Raw genomic sequence first — 13,630 nt, 5'->3', positions numbered from 1 at the left:
GGGAGATCCTATAAACCGGCCCGAGGGGGCCCGCGTTCAGAGTCTGGCCGCCTTGAGGGCCATGTGCAGCAGCAGCCGGTCCTCGCCCGCGTCCAGGTCGAGGCCCGTCAGCTGCTCCACGCGGGAGAGGCGGTAGTAGAGGGTCTGGCGGTGGATGCCGAGGGCGGTCGCGGCGCGGCCCGCCTGGCCCGCGTGGTCGAGGAACACCTCGGCGGTGCGGGCCAGTTCGTGGTGCGCGGGGGTGAGCAGGACGCGCACCGCGGGGTCGGGCTCGGCCGGGGGGAGGGCGGTCAGGAGACGGTACGGGCCGATGGCGGCCCACTCCGCGAGCGGCCCCAGGTGCGGCTGGGCGCTCGCCGTGCGGGCGGCCGCGGTGGCCTCGCGCCACGAGACGTCCAGGTCCGCGAGGCCCCGGCGGGGCTCGGCGATCCCGGTGACGCCGCCCTCGGCCGCCGCGCCCCGGAGCCGCTCGGCGGCGGCCACGGCGGGCGCGAGGTTGTCGGCGGCCCGGAGGCGCACGAGAACGGCGAGGGCGCGTCCGGCGGCAGCCCCGGCTCCCGCGCCCGCCCCGAGCCCGCCCGCCACGCCCGGCCCGAGCCCGCCCGCCGCGCCCGGCCCTCGCCCGCCCGCAGCGCCCGGCCCGGGCGCGGGAGCCGCCCCGAGTCCGCCCGCCGGAGCGCGCCACGGCACCGTGCAGAGGACCGCTGCCCCCGGGACCGTACGGGAGGAGGGGCTGTCCTCGTCGGGCCACGGCGCGAGGCACACCAGGGCGTGCAGACCCTCCGCGTCCGCGCCCAGGGCCGTCCGCAGGGCGGTGAGGGCCATGTCGTACTGCCAGCCGCGCTCCGCCGTCAGGGCGGTCCGCAGCTCGCGCGAGAGGTCGGTGCCCGCGCGCTCCTCGTCGGCGAGGAGGCCGCCGATCCGGGTGGCGACGTCCATGGCGGCGGTGAGCTGGGCGTGGGTGGGGCCGGGCTCGGCGTCGAGCAGCCAGACGTAGCCGAGGACGACGCCCCGGTGGCGTACCGGAAGGCAGATGCGGTCCCGGAACACGCCCGCGTCCGGGGCCGCCGGGATACGGACCGGGCCCGTCGCCCGGGTGATGCCGAAGCCCTCGAACCAGGAGCGGACCGCCGGGGTCGACTTCCGGGTCAGGATCGAGCGCGTCCGGACGGGGTCCATCGCGGTGTCGTCGTCGCTGTCGTGGGCGCCGAAGGCGATCAGCCCGAAGTCACGGTTCTCCAGCGTCGCGGGAGCCCCGAGCAGCGCGGAGATCTCGTCCACCAACTCTTGGTAATCGCCCTTCACGGCGCCATTCTCGCACCCCTTCAGACATATGTATGAGATGCCGCCCACGGATGCGTGACAGCTGTCGATGGCAGAGGATCGGAGCGATCCTTAGGTTTCACGGTGGTTCTCCGTGCTCTTCCCGATTGCTTACGAAAGATCGGGTAGGCACCCTTCGTCACCCTGCCTTCCTGGAGGTCCCCGTGCTGGGTCCCGTGATCCTCGCCGCGTCCCGCAGCGACAAGATGCGCCGTTTCGTGTCGGCCGCCCCGGGGACCAAGCAGGTCGTCGACCGGTTCATCGCCGGCGAGACGGTCGACCACGTCATCCCGATCGTCCAGGACATCACCGGCCGCGGTCTTGAGGTCACCCTCGACGTCGTCGGCGAGGACATCACCACCGTCGAGCAGTCCCACGCCGCGCGCGACGCGTACCTGGAGCTCGTCGGCCGCCTGAAGGAGCTGGGCCTCGGCGAGCGCGCCGAGATGTCCGTGAAGCTCTCGATGTTCGGACAAGCGCTCGAGGGCGGCCACGAGCTGGCCCTCGCCAATGTCCGCCCGGTCGTCGCGGCCGCCGCCGAGATCGGCACCACGGTCACCCTGGACGCCGAGGACCACACCACCCTCGACTCGATGTTCGCCATCCACGAGGAGCTGCGGAAGGACTTCCCGCAGACCGGCTGCGTCATCCAGGCGTACCTCTTCCGCACCGAGGACGACGCCCGCCGCCTCGCCGCGAACGGCTCCCGCGTCCGGATCGTGAAGGGCGCCTACAAGGAGCCCGCGTCCGTCGCCGTCCAGGACAAGCCCGAGATCGACAAGGCCTACGTCCGGATCATGAAGATCCTGATGGAGGGCGAGGGCTACCCGATGATCGGCTCCCACGACCCGCGCCTGATCTCGATCGGCCAGGAGCTCGCCCGCCGCGCGGGGCGCAAGCTGGACGAGTACGAGTTCCAGATGCTGTACGGCATCCGCAGCGAGGAGCAGAACCGTCTCGCCGCCGAGGGCCACCGCATGCGTGTCTACACCGCGTACGGCACCGACTGGTACGGCTACTTCATGCGCCGCCTCGCGGAGAAGCCGGCCAACCTCCTCTTCTTCGCCCGCTCCATCCTCACCAAGGGCTGAGCCCACCCCTCAAAAGGAGTTACGAGACTCATGGACGCAGTGACCCAGGTCCCCGCTCCGGTCAACGAGCCGGTGCACAGCTACGCCCCCGGTTCCGCCGAGCGCGCCCGTCTTGAGGTCAAGCTCAAGGAGCTGGCCGACAACCCGCGCGACCTCCCGATGACCATCGGTGGCGTCAAGCGCATGGGCGGCGGCGAGCGCGTCGACGTCGTGCAGCCGCACAACCACAAGGCCGTCATCGGCACCTTCGCCGGCGCCACCCGGCAGGACGCCCAGGACGCCATCGACGCCGCCCTGGCCGCCGCTCCGGCCTGGCGCGCGATGGCCTTCGACGACCGCGCCGCGATCATCCTGCGCGCCGCCGAGCTGCTCTCCGGCCCCTGGCGCGAGACGCTGGCCGCCTCCACGATGCTGGGCCAGTCGAAGACCGCGCAGCAGGCCGAGATCGACACCCCCTGCGAGCTCGTCGACTTCTGGCGCTTCAACGTCGCCTACGCCCGCCAGATCCTCGCCGAGCAGCCGCCGGCGAACTCCCCGGGCGTGTGGAACCGCATGGACCACCGCCCGCTCGAGGGCTTCGTCTACGCGATCACGCCGTTCAACTTCACGGCCATCGCGGGCAACCTGCCCACCGCCCCCGCCCTCATGGGCAACGTGGTGATCTGGAAGCCGTCCCCGACCCAGACCCACTCCGCCGTGCTCCTGATGGAGCTCCTGGAGGAGGCCGGTCTGCCGAAGGGCGTCATCAACCTGGTCACGGGCGACGGCATCGCCGTCTCCGAGGTGGCCCTGAACCACCGCGACCTGGCCGGCATCCACTTCACCGGTTCGACCAAGACCTTCCAGCACCTGTGGAAGACGGTCGGCAACAACATCGAGTCGTACCGCTCGTACCCGCGGATCGTCGGCGAGACCGGCGGCAAGGACTTCGTCGTCGCCCACCCGAGCGCCGACCGCGCGATCCTGAAGACCGCGCTGACCCGCGGTTCCTTCGAGTTCCAGGGCCAGAAGTGCTCCGCGTCCTCGCGTGCGTACGTCCCGGCCTCCATCTGGAACTCGGGCTTCAAGGAGGAGTTCGCGGCCGAGGTCGACGGCATCAAGATGGGTGACGTCACCGACCTGTCGAACTTCATCGGCGCCGTCATCGACGAGCGTTCGTTCGCCAAGAACAAGGCCGCGATCGACCGCGCGAAGACCGACGCGACCTGCACGATCGTCGCCGGTGGCACGTACGACGACTCGGAGGGCTACTTCGTCCGTCCGACCGTCATCGCGTGCACCGACCCGGAGAACGAGGTCTTCACGACCGAGTACTTCGGCCCGATCCTCGCCGTCCACGTCTACGAGGACGACAAGTACGAGGAGATGCTGGCGCAGATGGAGTCGGTGTCGGCGTACGCGCTGACCGGCTCGATCATCGCCGGTGACCGCGCCGCCGCGGCCGACGCGATGGAGAAGCTCCGCTTCGCGGCGGGCAACTTCTACATCAACGACAAGTCGACCGGCGCCGTCGTCGGCCAGCAGCCCTTCGGCGGCGGCCGCGCCTCCGGCACGAACGACAAGGCCGGCGCCCCGCAGAACCTGATGCGCTGGACGCTGACCCGCGCGATCAAGGAGACCCTGGTCCCGCCGACCGAGTACGGCTACCCCCACATGGGCTGATGCCCCCCCGGCCTCGCTGAGGCCCCCGGGCCTGCCTGAGGCCCACCCCTGATCACCGCCCCCCTCCTGGACCCCCAACCCAGGACGGGGGCGGTTCTCATTGCGCGGGCTTACGCTGCTGGGAGGGGGAGCGGCTCGACGAGGAGGCACGACATGCCCGGTTCGACGACGCTCAAGGCCGGCCACGGGGTCGACGCGATCGAGCACCTCGACGCGCAGCGGATGACGTCCCTGATGAAGGAGCTGCACCGGCTGCTGACCGAGCCGGGGCCCGACCGGCTCACGGACGCGCAGATCGCGACCCTGCGTGAGGCCGAGGGGCACCATCGAGAGGGCTTCACCGACTGGGTGGAGCGCATGGCCCGCGACCTGGAGAAGGCTACGGCCTGACTACCGCCTGACTACGGCCTGGCGCCCGCGCGCCGCGCGAGGAAGTCGCCGATCAGCTCGGCGATCACCGGCGCGTGGGTCTCCAGGGCGAAGTGCCCGGTGGGGAGGAGATGGACCTCCGCGTCCGGGAGGTCGCGGAGGAAAGTCTTCGCGCCCGCGGGGACGAACACCTCGTCCCCCTCGCCCCAGACGGCGAGCAGCGGGACCCCGGTGGTGCGGAAGTACTCCTGGAAGGCCGGGTACAGCGCGAAGTTGGAGCCGTAGTCGGCGATCAGGCCCAGCTGGACGGCGTCCTGGCCGTCGCGGGCCATCAGGGCGGCGTCGTGGTGCCAGGCGTCGGGGCTGAGCAGGTCGCGGAACTCGGCCGGGACGCCCGTCTCGTACTGCCACTTGATGCCGTCGAGGGAGCGGATCGCGCGGACCGGCTCCTCGGTCTCGGGGGTGCGCTCGGCGATCAGGGCGAGGACCGGCGCCCAGGCGTCGGCGCCGAGGCCCTCCTCGTACGCGTTCCCGTTCTGCGTGACGATCGCGGTGACGCGCTCGGGGTGGGCGAGGGCGAGGCGGAGGCCGATGGGGGCGCCGTAGTCCTGGATGTAGAGCGCGAACCGGTCGAGGCCGAGGGCCTCGGTGAACTTGGCGGTGAGGGCGGCCAGTTCGGCGAAGGTGTAGTCGAAGTCGGTGGCCGACGGTGCCGCGCTGCGGCCGAAGCCCAGGTGGTCGGGGGCGATGAGCCGGAACCGGTGGGCGAGGCGCGGGATCAGGTCGCGGAACATGTGCGAGCTGGTAGGGAAGCCGTGCAGCAGGAGCAGGACGGGCGCGTCGGCGGGGCCCGCCTCCCGGTAGAAGATCTCGTGGCCCCGGACGGTGATGGTGCGGTGGTGGACCTGCTGCTCGGCGCTCGACATCTCTAACCCCTTGATGTGACGTGAGTGGTTATGGAAGGAGTCAAGCGATTCCTATCTAACCTGTCAAGTGGCTTAGAGAGGTTAGAGGTGGAGTGGTCTTGACGCGGCACACTGGGGGCATGACCGACTCACTCCACACCGCCCCCACCCATGAACTCGGGCCTGAACGGCTCCGGGCCGTACGGGAGATGCTCGACGCCGCCTTCGGTGGCGGGTTCTCCGACGAGGACTGGGACCACGCCCTCGGTGGCGTCCACGCCTGGATCGAGGACGAGCGCGGCGTCGCCGCCCACGGCAGCGTGATCATGCGGCGCGTGCTCCACGACGGCCGGTCGTACCGCGTCGGCTACGTCGAGGGTGTAGGGGTGCGCGGCGACCGGCGCCGGGAGGGGCTCGGCGGGCTCGTCATGGCCGAGCTGGAGCGGGTGATCGACGGGGCGTACCCGTTCGGCGCGCTCTCCGCGTCGGACGACGGGGCCGCGCTCTACGCGGCGCGCGGGTGGCGCTTGTGGGAGGGCCGGATCGAGGCGCTCGGGCCGGAGGGGATCGTCCACCTGCCCGAGGAGGAGGGCTCGACCTACGTCCGGCCGGCGGGCGGCCGGAGGCTGCCCGGCCGGGCCGCCGCGCTCGTCTTCGACTGGCGCGACGGCGACGTGCTCTGAGGGGACCGTTACACGTTCGGGGGCGTGCCGTCCGTGCCGTCCGTGGCGTCCGTGCCGTCCGTGGCGCCCGCCGCGGCGACGTGGCCCCGCGCCGTCTCCAGCTTCGACGTGACCAGGCTCGACACCAGGGCGCCGAGGCCCATGAGCAGCATGACGTACCCCGGCAGTCCGAGGGTCACGCAGGCGGCGGCCGAGATCAGCGTCCAGACGCCGAGCAGCGCCTTGCCGCGGCGGCTCAGGAAGAGCCACTGCGCGGGCGTCGCCGGCAGGGTGTCCAGCGCGCCCGCCGGGCCCGCGCTCGCCGCCTTCGGTCGCTTGAAGTAGCCGTACACCATCCACTCGCCGCACAACTCCCAGCCCTCGGGCGAGAGTTCGGCGAGCACCTGGTCCTTGCGCCGGCCCCTGATCACCTCGCGCCGGTACTCCCAGCGCAGCGCTTGACCCGGAGCGCGGCGGCAGACGAACCGGCCGAGGGAGTCGAGCGACTCGACCTCCCAGCCCTGGTCGCCGTGGACCGCCAGCATCCGCCGGTCGTTGAACAGGTCGGCCGTCCACGTCCAGCTCTCGGCCTCCTCCTCGGGCTCGCCGGGCGGCGGTACGACTCCGCCGAGCTGCGCCGCGAAGGCGGCGGCCGGGCCGAACTCGTCCTCGGCGGCCGTCCCCGTCTCCGCGAGGTGCGCGCGAAGGTCGGCCACGGTCGAGGCGATCTGCTCCTCGGGCACCTCCGCCGTGCGCAGGGCCTCGGCCAGCTCCTCGAAGTAGGTGTCGGTCGTCATGATCTCGTTCCCCCTGGGTGCAGCATGGTCTGTACGGCGCGGTGGAAGCCCAGCCAGGCCCCGCTCTCGGTCGCGAGCTCCTCGCGGCCCCGGTCGGTGAGCCGGTAGTAGCGGCGCCCGGGCCCGCGCTCGGCGGCGCGGAACTCGGCCTCGACGAAGCCGGCTTCCTCCAGCCGGTTCAGTACCGGATAGAGCGTCCCGCCCTTGATCTCGCCGAGTCCCGCCCGGTCGAGCGCCTTGGCGATCTCGTACCCGTAACTCTCGCCGTCGGTCAGGCAGGAGAGGACGAGCAGGTCGAGGACTCCCTTGAGCCAGCTGGATCTGCGGTCTGCGGCCATGGCTGCATTCCATCACCACCTAGGTAGGAATGCAATCTAGGTGGGTCAGCTAGCTGGATCGGGCCACCAGCATCTTTCCGGTGTTCTCGCCGCGCAGCATCCCGAGGAAGGCGTCCACGATGTGCTCGAAGCCGTCGACGACCGTCACGTCCAGCGGGAGCCGTCCGCTGCGCAGGTGCGGGACGGCGAACGCGTACAACTCCTCATGCGCGTCCGCGTGGTTGCTCACCAGGAACCCTTCGAGCCGGATGCTCTTCTCGACCAGGTCGAAGAGGTTCCGCGGGGCCGGCGGGGGAGTGGAGAGCGAGTGGTACTGGGCGACGGCGCCGACCCAGGCGATCCGGCCGTGCTCGCGGAGCGCGGCGATCGCGGCCTCCAGGTGATCCCCGCCCACCCCGTCGAGCACGGCGTCGACCCCGGTCGGGGCCACCTTCGCCAGCAGCTCCGTCACCGGCCCGTCGTGGTAGTCGAAGGCGGCGTCGAAGCCGACCTCCTCCGTCAGGTACGCGACCTTCCGCGCCGAACCCGCGCTGCCGACGAGCCGTCCGGCGCCGAGCAGCCGCGCGAAGCGGCCCGCCGCCGTGCCGACCCCGCCCGCCGCGGCCGAGACGAACAGGTCCTCGCCCCGCTGGAGGCGCGCGATCCGGGTCAGGCCGACGTACGCCGAGAGGCCCGTACCGCCCAGGACGCTCAGGTGCGCGGCGAGCGGCACCCCGTCGAAGTCCGGTACGGCGCGCACCTCGTCCGGCGCGACGACGGAGTGCGTACGCCAGCCCTTGCGGTGCATGACGAGGTCGCCCGGGGAGAGCGCGGGGGTGCGGGAGTCGAGGACCCGGCCCAGGGTGCGGCCCTCCATGGGGCTGTTCAGGGTCCACAGGAAGTCCCCGTCCATCGCCTCGCGGTGGTACGGGTCCACGGACCAGAGGAGGTTCTCGACCAGCGCGGTGCCGGGCGCCGGGTCGGGCACCGGGGCCTCGACGAAGGCGAAGTGGGCCGGGGTGGGGAAGCCCTCGGGGCGGGCGGTCTGGTGGACGGTGATCATGGTGGCGTCGTGCGTCATGGGGGAGACCGTAGGAAGGAATCCGGAGGCCGGGCAGTAGGTTGCTTCGATGGATCCCGCCGATCCATCGAAACTGCTCATAGTCCGAGGTGAGAGCTGCCATGACCGACCTTGCGCCGCACGAACTGCGCATCCTCGTCGCCGTCGGGAGCGAGCACGGCTTCTCCGCGGCGGCCTCGGCGCTCGGCATGACGCAGTCCGCCGTCTCCCACTCGGTGCGGACGAGCGAGCGGAAGCTGGGCGCGGTCCTCTTCGAGCGGGGGCGTACCGGAGCCACGCCGACCGCCGCGGGGGAGGTGGCCCTCGCCCATGCGCGGCGGGTGCTGCGGCTGCTTGAGGTGATGCGGGCGGAGGTGCGGGGGGCCGCTGGAGACGCGACTGACGAGGATGCTGTCGTCGGGCCGTTGCGGATCGCCGCCTTCCGCAGCGCCGCGCTGCGGCTGCTGCCGCCCGCCCTGGAGAGGCTCGCGGCCCGTCATCCGGGCGTCGTCCCGGAGGTGCGGATCGTGCGGGAGGTGGGGCGCGGGACGGCCGGCGAGGTTCTCGACGGGCGGGCGGACCTGGGCATCGCGACGATCGGGACGACGTCTCCCGTACCGCCCGAGCTCGTCGGGGGCGTGCTGGTCGAGGAGGGGTACGCGCTGGTGCACCCGGCCGGGCACGGGGCGCCGCGCTCGCTGCCGCTGGTCGACTGGGCGGAGAACTGCACCTCGTACACGCGCCAGTGGTGGGCCGCACAGGAGTGGCTGCCCGCGGCGACCGTCGAGGCCGAGGACGACGGAGCGGTGCTCTCGATGGTGAGCAGTGGTTTCGGCATGGCCGTGATGCCGGAACTCTCCCTGATCGGAGCACCGCCCTCGGTGGAGATCACCGATCTCGGTCCGGAGCGCCCGACTCGGTCCGTCGGCTATGTCACCACCCCTGAGCTGGCGAAATCCCGTGCCGTACGGGCGCTCATCCGGGAGCTGCGCGCCGGTGCGAGCTGATCGCCGCCCCGGAGCCGTCTCAGATAGTAGGAAGTCCGAGTAACTGTGGAGACAGATGCGCCCGGCTGTCCTAGCTTTGTAGGAGCCGAACGTCTCGCTCCATCAGCGAATGGCGGTCGTGAGCGCGCTGCCCCTCGTGCAGGCAACCCCTGCGGGCCCGCTCCCCGCCCCTTCCGGCGCCTTCGATCACCACTGATCTCGGATCACCACTGATCTCAAGGAGTCGATCCCCCATGGCCGCTGAGACCGCACGTCGAGTCCGCCACTCCGTCGCCCGCCCGAGCGCCGACGACGCCCGCAAGAACGCCGCCGCCGCCCTCCAGCGCGCCCTCGACCGCCGTGACAACGGCGGGTCCACGGGCCACTGACCGAACGGACATCCGTCCGAGACCGTCGCGCGCGTAGCGCCCGCCGCTCCCGGCGTGCGCTACGCGCCACGCCGCGCCCGCCGTCCGCATCGTGGACGATGAGTGTCAGTCGATGGGACGAGGAGTAGGGTGCCGACATGTCTCACAGCATCAATCTCGCAGTCATTCCCGGCGACGGCATCGGCCAGGAGGTCGTGGCCCAGGGGCTCAAGGTCCTCGCTGCCGCGCTCCCGCAGGACGTGAAGCTGGAGACGGAGGAGTACGACTTCGGCGCCAAGCGCTACCACGCGACCGGTGAGACCCTCACCGACGCCGACGTCGAGAACCTCAAGCGCCACGACGCGATCCTGCTCGGCGCGATCGGCGACCCGTCGGTGCCGTCCGGTGTGCTGGAGCGCGGCTTCCTGCTGAAGCTCCGCTTCCTCTTCGACCACCACGTCAACCTGCGGCCGTCGAAGCTGCTCCCGGGCGTCTCGACCCCGCTCAAGGGCGCGCCCGAGATCGACTTCATCGTGGTCCGCGAGGGCACCGAGGGCCCGTACACCGGCAACGGCGGCTCGATCCGCACCGGCACCCCGCACGAGGTCGCCACCGAGGTCTCCGTCAACACGGCCTTCGGTGTCGAGCGCGTCGTCCGTGACGCCTTCGCCCGCGCCCAGGCCCGCCCGCGCAAGAAGCTGACGCTGGTCCACAAGAACAACGTCCTGGCGTACGCGGGTCACCTCTGGACCAACATCTTCAACAAGGTGGCCGAGGAGTTCCCCGAGGTCACCACGGACTACCTGCACGTGGACGCGGCGACGATCTTCCTCGTCACGCAGCCCGAGCGGTTCGACGTGATCGTCACCGACAACCTCTTCGGCGACATCATCACCGACCTCGCCGCGGCCGTCTCCGGCGGCATCGGCGTCGCCGCCTCCGGCAACATCAACCCGAGCGGCGAGTTCCCGTCCATGTTCGAGCCCGTCCACGGCTCCGCGCCCGACATCGCGGGCCAGGGCAAGGCCGACCCGACGGCCACCGTGCTCTCCGTCGCCCTCCTCCTGCGCCACCTCGGCTACGAGACCGAGGCCGGCCGCATCGAGGCCGCCGTCGCCGCCGACCTGACCGAGCGCGGCGACTCCGTCCGTACGACGGACGAGATCGGCGACGCGCTCGCGGTACGCGTAGCGAGCTGATCCGCCGACTGAACGACACACAGCCGCCGGGTCGCATCGAGCACCCGGCGGCTGTACCTATGCGGTCGCGGGGTGCCACCATCAACCCTGGACCGCATCACACCGTTTCCCGCACGGCTCTCCACGGGCGATAATCGAACGTGGGGCCGCGGCATGCGGGGAAGCTCGGACGTCCTAGCAGAGCACTGATAGCGGCGTGAGCGCGGTCCGTCACACACAACCGGTGAAGGACTACCACTGATGACGACGACGCCCACGATCGAGCTCAAGCCCTCCTCCAGCCCGCTGTCCGACGCGGAGCGCGAGGCGATCCTGGCCAACCCCGGGTTCGGCCGCCACTTCACCGATCACATGGTGACCATCCGCTGGACCGAGGGCCGTGGCTGGCACGACGGCCAGCTCGTGCCGTACGGCCCGCTCTCCCTCGACCCGGCGACGAACGTCCTGCACTACGCCCAGGAGATCTTCGAGGGCCTGAAGGCCTACCGCCGCCCCGACGGCTCCGTCGCGACCTTCCGCCCGGACGCCAACGCCCGGCGCTTCCAGGCCTCCGCGAACCGGCTCGCCATGCCGGAGCTGCCGGTCGAGACCTTCATCGAGGCGTGCGACCTCCTCGTCCAGCAGGACAAGGCGTGGGTCCCGGCGCACGGCGGCGAGGACTCCCTCTACCTGCGCCCGTTCATGATCGCGACCGAGATCGGCCTGGGTGTGCGGCCGGCGAACGAGTACCTCTTCGTCGTCATCGCCTCGCCGGCCGGACCGTACTTCCCCGGTGGCGTGAAGCCCGTCTCTATCTGGCTCTCCGAGGACCGCGTCCGCGCCGTCCCTGGCGGCATGGGCGACGCCAAGACCGGCGGCAACTACGCGGCCTCCCTGCTGGCCCAGGCCGAGGCCGCCGGGAAGGGCTGCGACCAGGTCGCCTACCTCGACGCCGTGGAGCACAAGTGGGTCGAGGAGCTCGGCGGGATGAACCTGTACTTCGTGTACGGGGACAGGATCGTCACGCCGACGCTCACGGGCTCCCTTCTGGCGGGCATCACCCGTGACTCGCTCCTCCAGCTGGCCAAGGACCTCGGCTACACCTCCGAGGAGGGCCGGGTCTCCATCGACCAGTGGCAGGCCGACAGCGAGAACGGCACCCTCACCGAGGTCTTCGCCTGCGGCACGGCCGCGGTCATCACGCCGGTCGGCACGGTGAAGTCGGCGCGCGGCGAGTGGCAGCAGTCGGGCGGGCAGCCCGGCGAGGTCACGATGAAGCTCCGCGACGCGCTGCTGGCCATCCAGACCGGCAAGTCCGAGGACGTGCACGGCTGGACGCACCAGCTGGGCCAGTAGTCGGCAGCCCGAGTCGGCAGCCCGTACTCCTGTCGAGTGGTCGACTAGTCGACCAGGACCTCCGGGGCCGTCCGCGCGGCGCGCGCGGCCCCGGAGACGGGCGTCAGTACGGCGTACAGCGCGCCGCCGACGAGCCCCGACAGCACGAAGCTGCAGTCGATCCCGCCCGTCAGGGCCAGCAGCGGCCCCTCGTACAGCGGCGTGGACACCGCCGCGAGGCCCACGCCCGCACCCAGCGCCCAGGAGACCGTCGCGCGCGGGTGCCAGCCGGCCGTGTACCAGTACGCGCCGCCCCGTGCCCGGCGGTTGTAGACCTGGAGCGCCTCCGGGTCGTACATGCCCCGGCAACGCGCGTGACCGATCAGCGTGATCACCGCCCACGGCGTGCCGATCGCCGTCAGGAGTAGGACGAACGAGGTCATCGCCGACTGCGCGTCCGAGGCGAAGTGGCCGAGGAAGACGAAGGCCGTCGCCACGGCCGCCACCACGAGGGTCGCCCGCGCCCGGGTCGCCCGGGGCAGGATCGCGTCCAGGTCGAGGCCCATCGAGTACAGCATCAGGCCCGCGTTGCCGACCGTGCCGGCGGTCGCGGCGAGCAGCAGCGGCAGCACGTACCAGGCGGGGGAGGCCGCGACGAGCGGGCCCGCGTAGTCGAGGGCGCCCTGCGCGGCCAACGCCGTGTACGTACCGAAGAGCTGAGGGATCAGCAGACCGGCGACCAGGCCGATACAGGTGGTCCTCCAGACGGTCCTGGAGCTGTACCGCGCGGGGGATATGTAGCGGGTGTAGTCGCCGAGCAGCGTGATGAAGGCGACCGGGCCGCTCAGTCCGGCCGCCACCGCCGCGAGCACCCACGTCGGCCAGAACGAGCCGAGCAGGTACGGGGTGTCGGCCACCGGGGCCACGGTGAGGTCGCCCCCATACGCGACGAGGCCGAGGCCGAGGAGCAGGGTCATGCCGATCGCGAGCGCCTTGCTGAGCCGGAGCAGCAGGCCGTAGCCGTACACCGCGGCGACGACCGTGCAGGCGGCGAGCACCGCGTACACCACCGCGTGCGTGGCGCCGCCGGTCGGCAGGCCGGTCAGCCGGGCGAGAGTGCCGACCACGACGTCCCCGCCGATCCACAGCGTCAGGGCCGTGTAGCCGAGGGAGAGCAGCAGCCCCACCACCGAGCCGACGAGCCGGCCGCGCACGCCGAAGAAGGCGCCGCTGGACGTCGACAGGTTCGTCGCGGTGCGCAGCGATACGAGCGCGAGCGGGGCCGTCACGGCGACGCCGACGAGCGTGCCGGTGACCACGGCGCTCACGGACGCCCAGAGCCCGAGGCCGAAGGAGACCGGCAGCCAGCCGAAGACGATCACTCCGAGGCAGAGGTTCGAGCCGAGGAGGATGGCCAGGAGGTCACGCGGGCCGCTGGTGCGTTCCGCTTCGGGGATGGTGTCGACTCCGCGCTGTTCGATCGGCATGGGCGCTCCTGCGGGGCAAGCGGGCGGACAGTGTCAGGGATGCTCGGGAGTGGTGAGCTTTAGAGTGGCGCTCAATGTGACGCACTACTG

The 13,630-nt window shown here is 71.6% G+C and carries 14 protein-coding genes; 8 read left to right on the top strand and 6 right to left on the bottom strand.

All coding sequences use genetic code 11. The annotated features are described in order from the left end of the window. Nucleotides 1-36 precede the first annotated feature (36 nt). Entirely contained in the window at nt 37-1,305 is a 1,269-nt protein-coding gene (locus ACFWRO_RS22945; protein ID WP_384512916.1) for a PucR family transcriptional regulator, read from the bottom strand. A 182-nt stretch (nt 1,306-1,487) separates the two neighbouring features. On the opposite strand from ACFWRO_RS22945, the gene ACFWRO_RS22940 reads away from it, so the two are divergent. The 3 genes from ACFWRO_RS22940 to ACFWRO_RS22930 all read left to right on the top strand — a co-directional run bounded on the left by ACFWRO_RS22940 (nt 1,488) and on the right by ACFWRO_RS22930 (nt 4,466). After that, the gene (locus tag ACFWRO_RS22940; RefSeq protein WP_384512915.1) at nt 1,488-2,414 is read left to right on the top strand and encodes a proline dehydrogenase family protein; all 927 of its coding nucleotides are present in this window, start codon (nt 1,488-1,490) and stop codon (nt 2,412-2,414) included. Between the two features lie 30 nt (nt 2,415-2,444). Then, nucleotides 2,445-4,076 (top strand): L-glutamate gamma-semialdehyde dehydrogenase, encoded by a 1,632-nt coding sequence (gene pruA / locus ACFWRO_RS22935; RefSeq protein WP_384512914.1) that lies wholly within the window; start codon nt 2,445-2,447, stop codon nt 4,074-4,076. A 153-nt stretch (nt 4,077-4,229) separates the two neighbouring features. Further along, nucleotides 4,230-4,466, top strand: a complete 237-nt coding sequence (locus ACFWRO_RS22930; RefSeq protein WP_384512913.1) for a hypothetical protein — start codon at nt 4,230-4,232, stop codon at nt 4,464-4,466. An 11-nt stretch (nt 4,467-4,477) separates the two neighbouring features. Here the strand turns inward: ACFWRO_RS22930 and ACFWRO_RS22925 are convergent, their stop codons facing one another. Beyond that, nucleotides 4,478-5,371, bottom strand: coding sequence for an alpha/beta fold hydrolase (locus ACFWRO_RS22925; RefSeq protein WP_384512912.1), 894 nt, complete (start codon nt 5,369-5,371; stop codon nt 4,478-4,480). Between the two features lie 119 nt (nt 5,372-5,490). Here ACFWRO_RS22925 and ACFWRO_RS22920 point away from each other — a divergent pair, with 119 nt between their 5' ends. Next, a complete protein-coding gene (locus ACFWRO_RS22920; RefSeq protein WP_384512911.1) occupies nt 5,491-6,033 on the top strand; it encodes a GNAT family N-acetyltransferase in 543 nt (180 codons plus the stop codon). A gap of 8 nt (nt 6,034-6,041) precedes the next feature. Here ACFWRO_RS22920 and ACFWRO_RS22915 read toward each other — a convergent pair whose 3' ends face one another. Genes ACFWRO_RS22915 through ACFWRO_RS22905 form a run of 3 tightly spaced genes read right to left on the bottom strand, consistent with a single transcriptional unit; the run spans nt 6,042 to nt 8,207 of the window. Beyond that, on the bottom strand, nt 6,042-6,809 hold the full coding sequence (locus ACFWRO_RS22915; RefSeq protein WP_384512910.1) for a hypothetical protein: 768 nt from the start codon (nt 6,807-6,809) through the stop codon (nt 6,042-6,044). Beyond that, nucleotides 6,806-7,147: a PadR family transcriptional regulator gene (locus ACFWRO_RS22910; RefSeq protein ID WP_384512909.1), complete on the bottom strand. Its 342-nt coding sequence runs from the start codon at nt 7,145-7,147 to the stop codon at nt 6,806-6,808. Before ACFWRO_RS22910 ends, ACFWRO_RS22915 begins: the two co-directional genes overlap by 4 nt. Nucleotides 7,148-7,196: 49 nt before the next feature. After that, nucleotides 7,197-8,207 (bottom strand): zinc-binding dehydrogenase, encoded by a 1,011-nt coding sequence (locus ACFWRO_RS22905; RefSeq protein ID WP_384512908.1) that lies wholly within the window; start codon nt 8,205-8,207, stop codon nt 7,197-7,199. 101 nt (nt 8,208-8,308) lie between these two features. Between ACFWRO_RS22905 and ACFWRO_RS22900 the strand changes: the two genes are divergently transcribed. The 4 genes from ACFWRO_RS22900 (at nt 8,309) to ACFWRO_RS22885 (ending at nt 12,074) form a co-directional block, all read left to right on the top strand. Then, nucleotides 8,309-9,193 carry a LysR family transcriptional regulator gene (locus ACFWRO_RS22900; RefSeq protein WP_384512907.1) on the top strand — a complete coding sequence of 295 codons (885 nt, stop codon included), beginning with the start codon at nt 8,309-8,311 and terminating at the stop codon, nt 9,191-9,193. A gap of 233 nt (nt 9,194-9,426) precedes the next feature. Further along, nucleotides 9,427-9,561: a hypothetical protein gene (locus ACFWRO_RS22895; RefSeq protein WP_362003521.1), complete on the top strand. Its 135-nt coding sequence runs from the start codon at nt 9,427-9,429 to the stop codon at nt 9,559-9,561. A 137-nt stretch (nt 9,562-9,698) separates the two neighbouring features. Then, a complete protein-coding gene (locus ACFWRO_RS22890) occupies nt 9,699-10,739 on the top strand; it encodes a 3-isopropylmalate dehydrogenase (RefSeq protein ID WP_362003519.1) in 1,041 nt (346 codons plus the stop codon). Nucleotides 10,740-10,979: 240 nt separating this feature from the next. Then, nucleotides 10,980-12,074: a branched-chain amino acid aminotransferase gene (locus ACFWRO_RS22885; protein WP_384512906.1), complete on the top strand. Its 1,095-nt coding sequence runs from the start codon at nt 10,980-10,982 to the stop codon at nt 12,072-12,074. Nucleotides 12,075-12,118: 44 nt separating this feature from the next. On the opposite strand, the gene ACFWRO_RS22880 is transcribed toward ACFWRO_RS22885, so the two are convergent. Continuing rightward, nucleotides 12,119-13,540 (bottom strand): cytosine permease, encoded by a 1,422-nt coding sequence (locus tag ACFWRO_RS22880; RefSeq protein ID WP_384512905.1) that lies wholly within the window; start codon nt 13,538-13,540, stop codon nt 12,119-12,121. Nucleotides 13,541-13,630: the final 90 nt, after the last annotated feature.

The sequence above is a fragment of the Streptomyces sp. NPDC058579 genome (genome assembly GCF_042718575.1).
In the GTDB taxonomy this organism is placed as follows: Bacteria; Actinomycetota; Actinomycetes; order Streptomycetales; family Streptomycetaceae; genus Streptomyces.
Note: the sequence above shows the minus strand (reverse complement) of the source record. Positions and strands in the feature narration are given on the sequence as shown.

Coding starts and splice junctions, on each gene's coding strand:
- ACFWRO_RS22905 (WP_384512908.1), bottom strand. CDS start 8,207: ATGACGCACGACGCCACCATGATCACCGTCCACCAGACCGCCCGCCCC.
- ACFWRO_RS22925 (WP_384512912.1), bottom strand. CDS start 5,371: ATGTCGAGCGCCGAGCAGCAGGTCCACCACCGCACCATCACCGTCCGG.
- ACFWRO_RS22920 (WP_384512911.1), top strand. CDS start 5,491: ATGACCGACTCACTCCACACCGCCCCCACCCATGAACTCGGGCCTGAA.
- ACFWRO_RS22885 (WP_384512906.1), top strand. CDS start 10,980: ATGACGACGACGCCCACGATCGAGCTCAAGCCCTCCTCCAGCCCGCTG.
- ACFWRO_RS22880 (WP_384512905.1), bottom strand. CDS start 13,540: ATGCCGATCGAACAGCGCGGAGTCGACACCATCCCCGAAGCGGAACGC.
- ACFWRO_RS22930 (WP_384512913.1), top strand. CDS start 4,230: ATGCCCGGTTCGACGACGCTCAAGGCCGGCCACGGGGTCGACGCGATC.
- ACFWRO_RS22910 (WP_384512909.1), bottom strand. CDS start 7,147: ATGGCCGCAGACCGCAGATCCAGCTGGCTCAAGGGAGTCCTCGACCTG.
- pruA (WP_384512914.1), top strand. CDS start 2,445: ATGGACGCAGTGACCCAGGTCCCCGCTCCGGTCAACGAGCCGGTGCAC.
- ACFWRO_RS22895 (WP_362003521.1), top strand. CDS start 9,427: ATGGCCGCTGAGACCGCACGTCGAGTCCGCCACTCCGTCGCCCGCCCG.
- ACFWRO_RS22890 (WP_362003519.1), top strand. CDS start 9,699: ATGTCTCACAGCATCAATCTCGCAGTCATTCCCGGCGACGGCATCGGC.
- ACFWRO_RS22900 (WP_384512907.1), top strand. CDS start 8,309: ATGACCGACCTTGCGCCGCACGAACTGCGCATCCTCGTCGCCGTCGGG.
- ACFWRO_RS22915 (WP_384512910.1), bottom strand. CDS start 6,809: ATGACGACCGACACCTACTTCGAGGAGCTGGCCGAGGCCCTGCGCACG.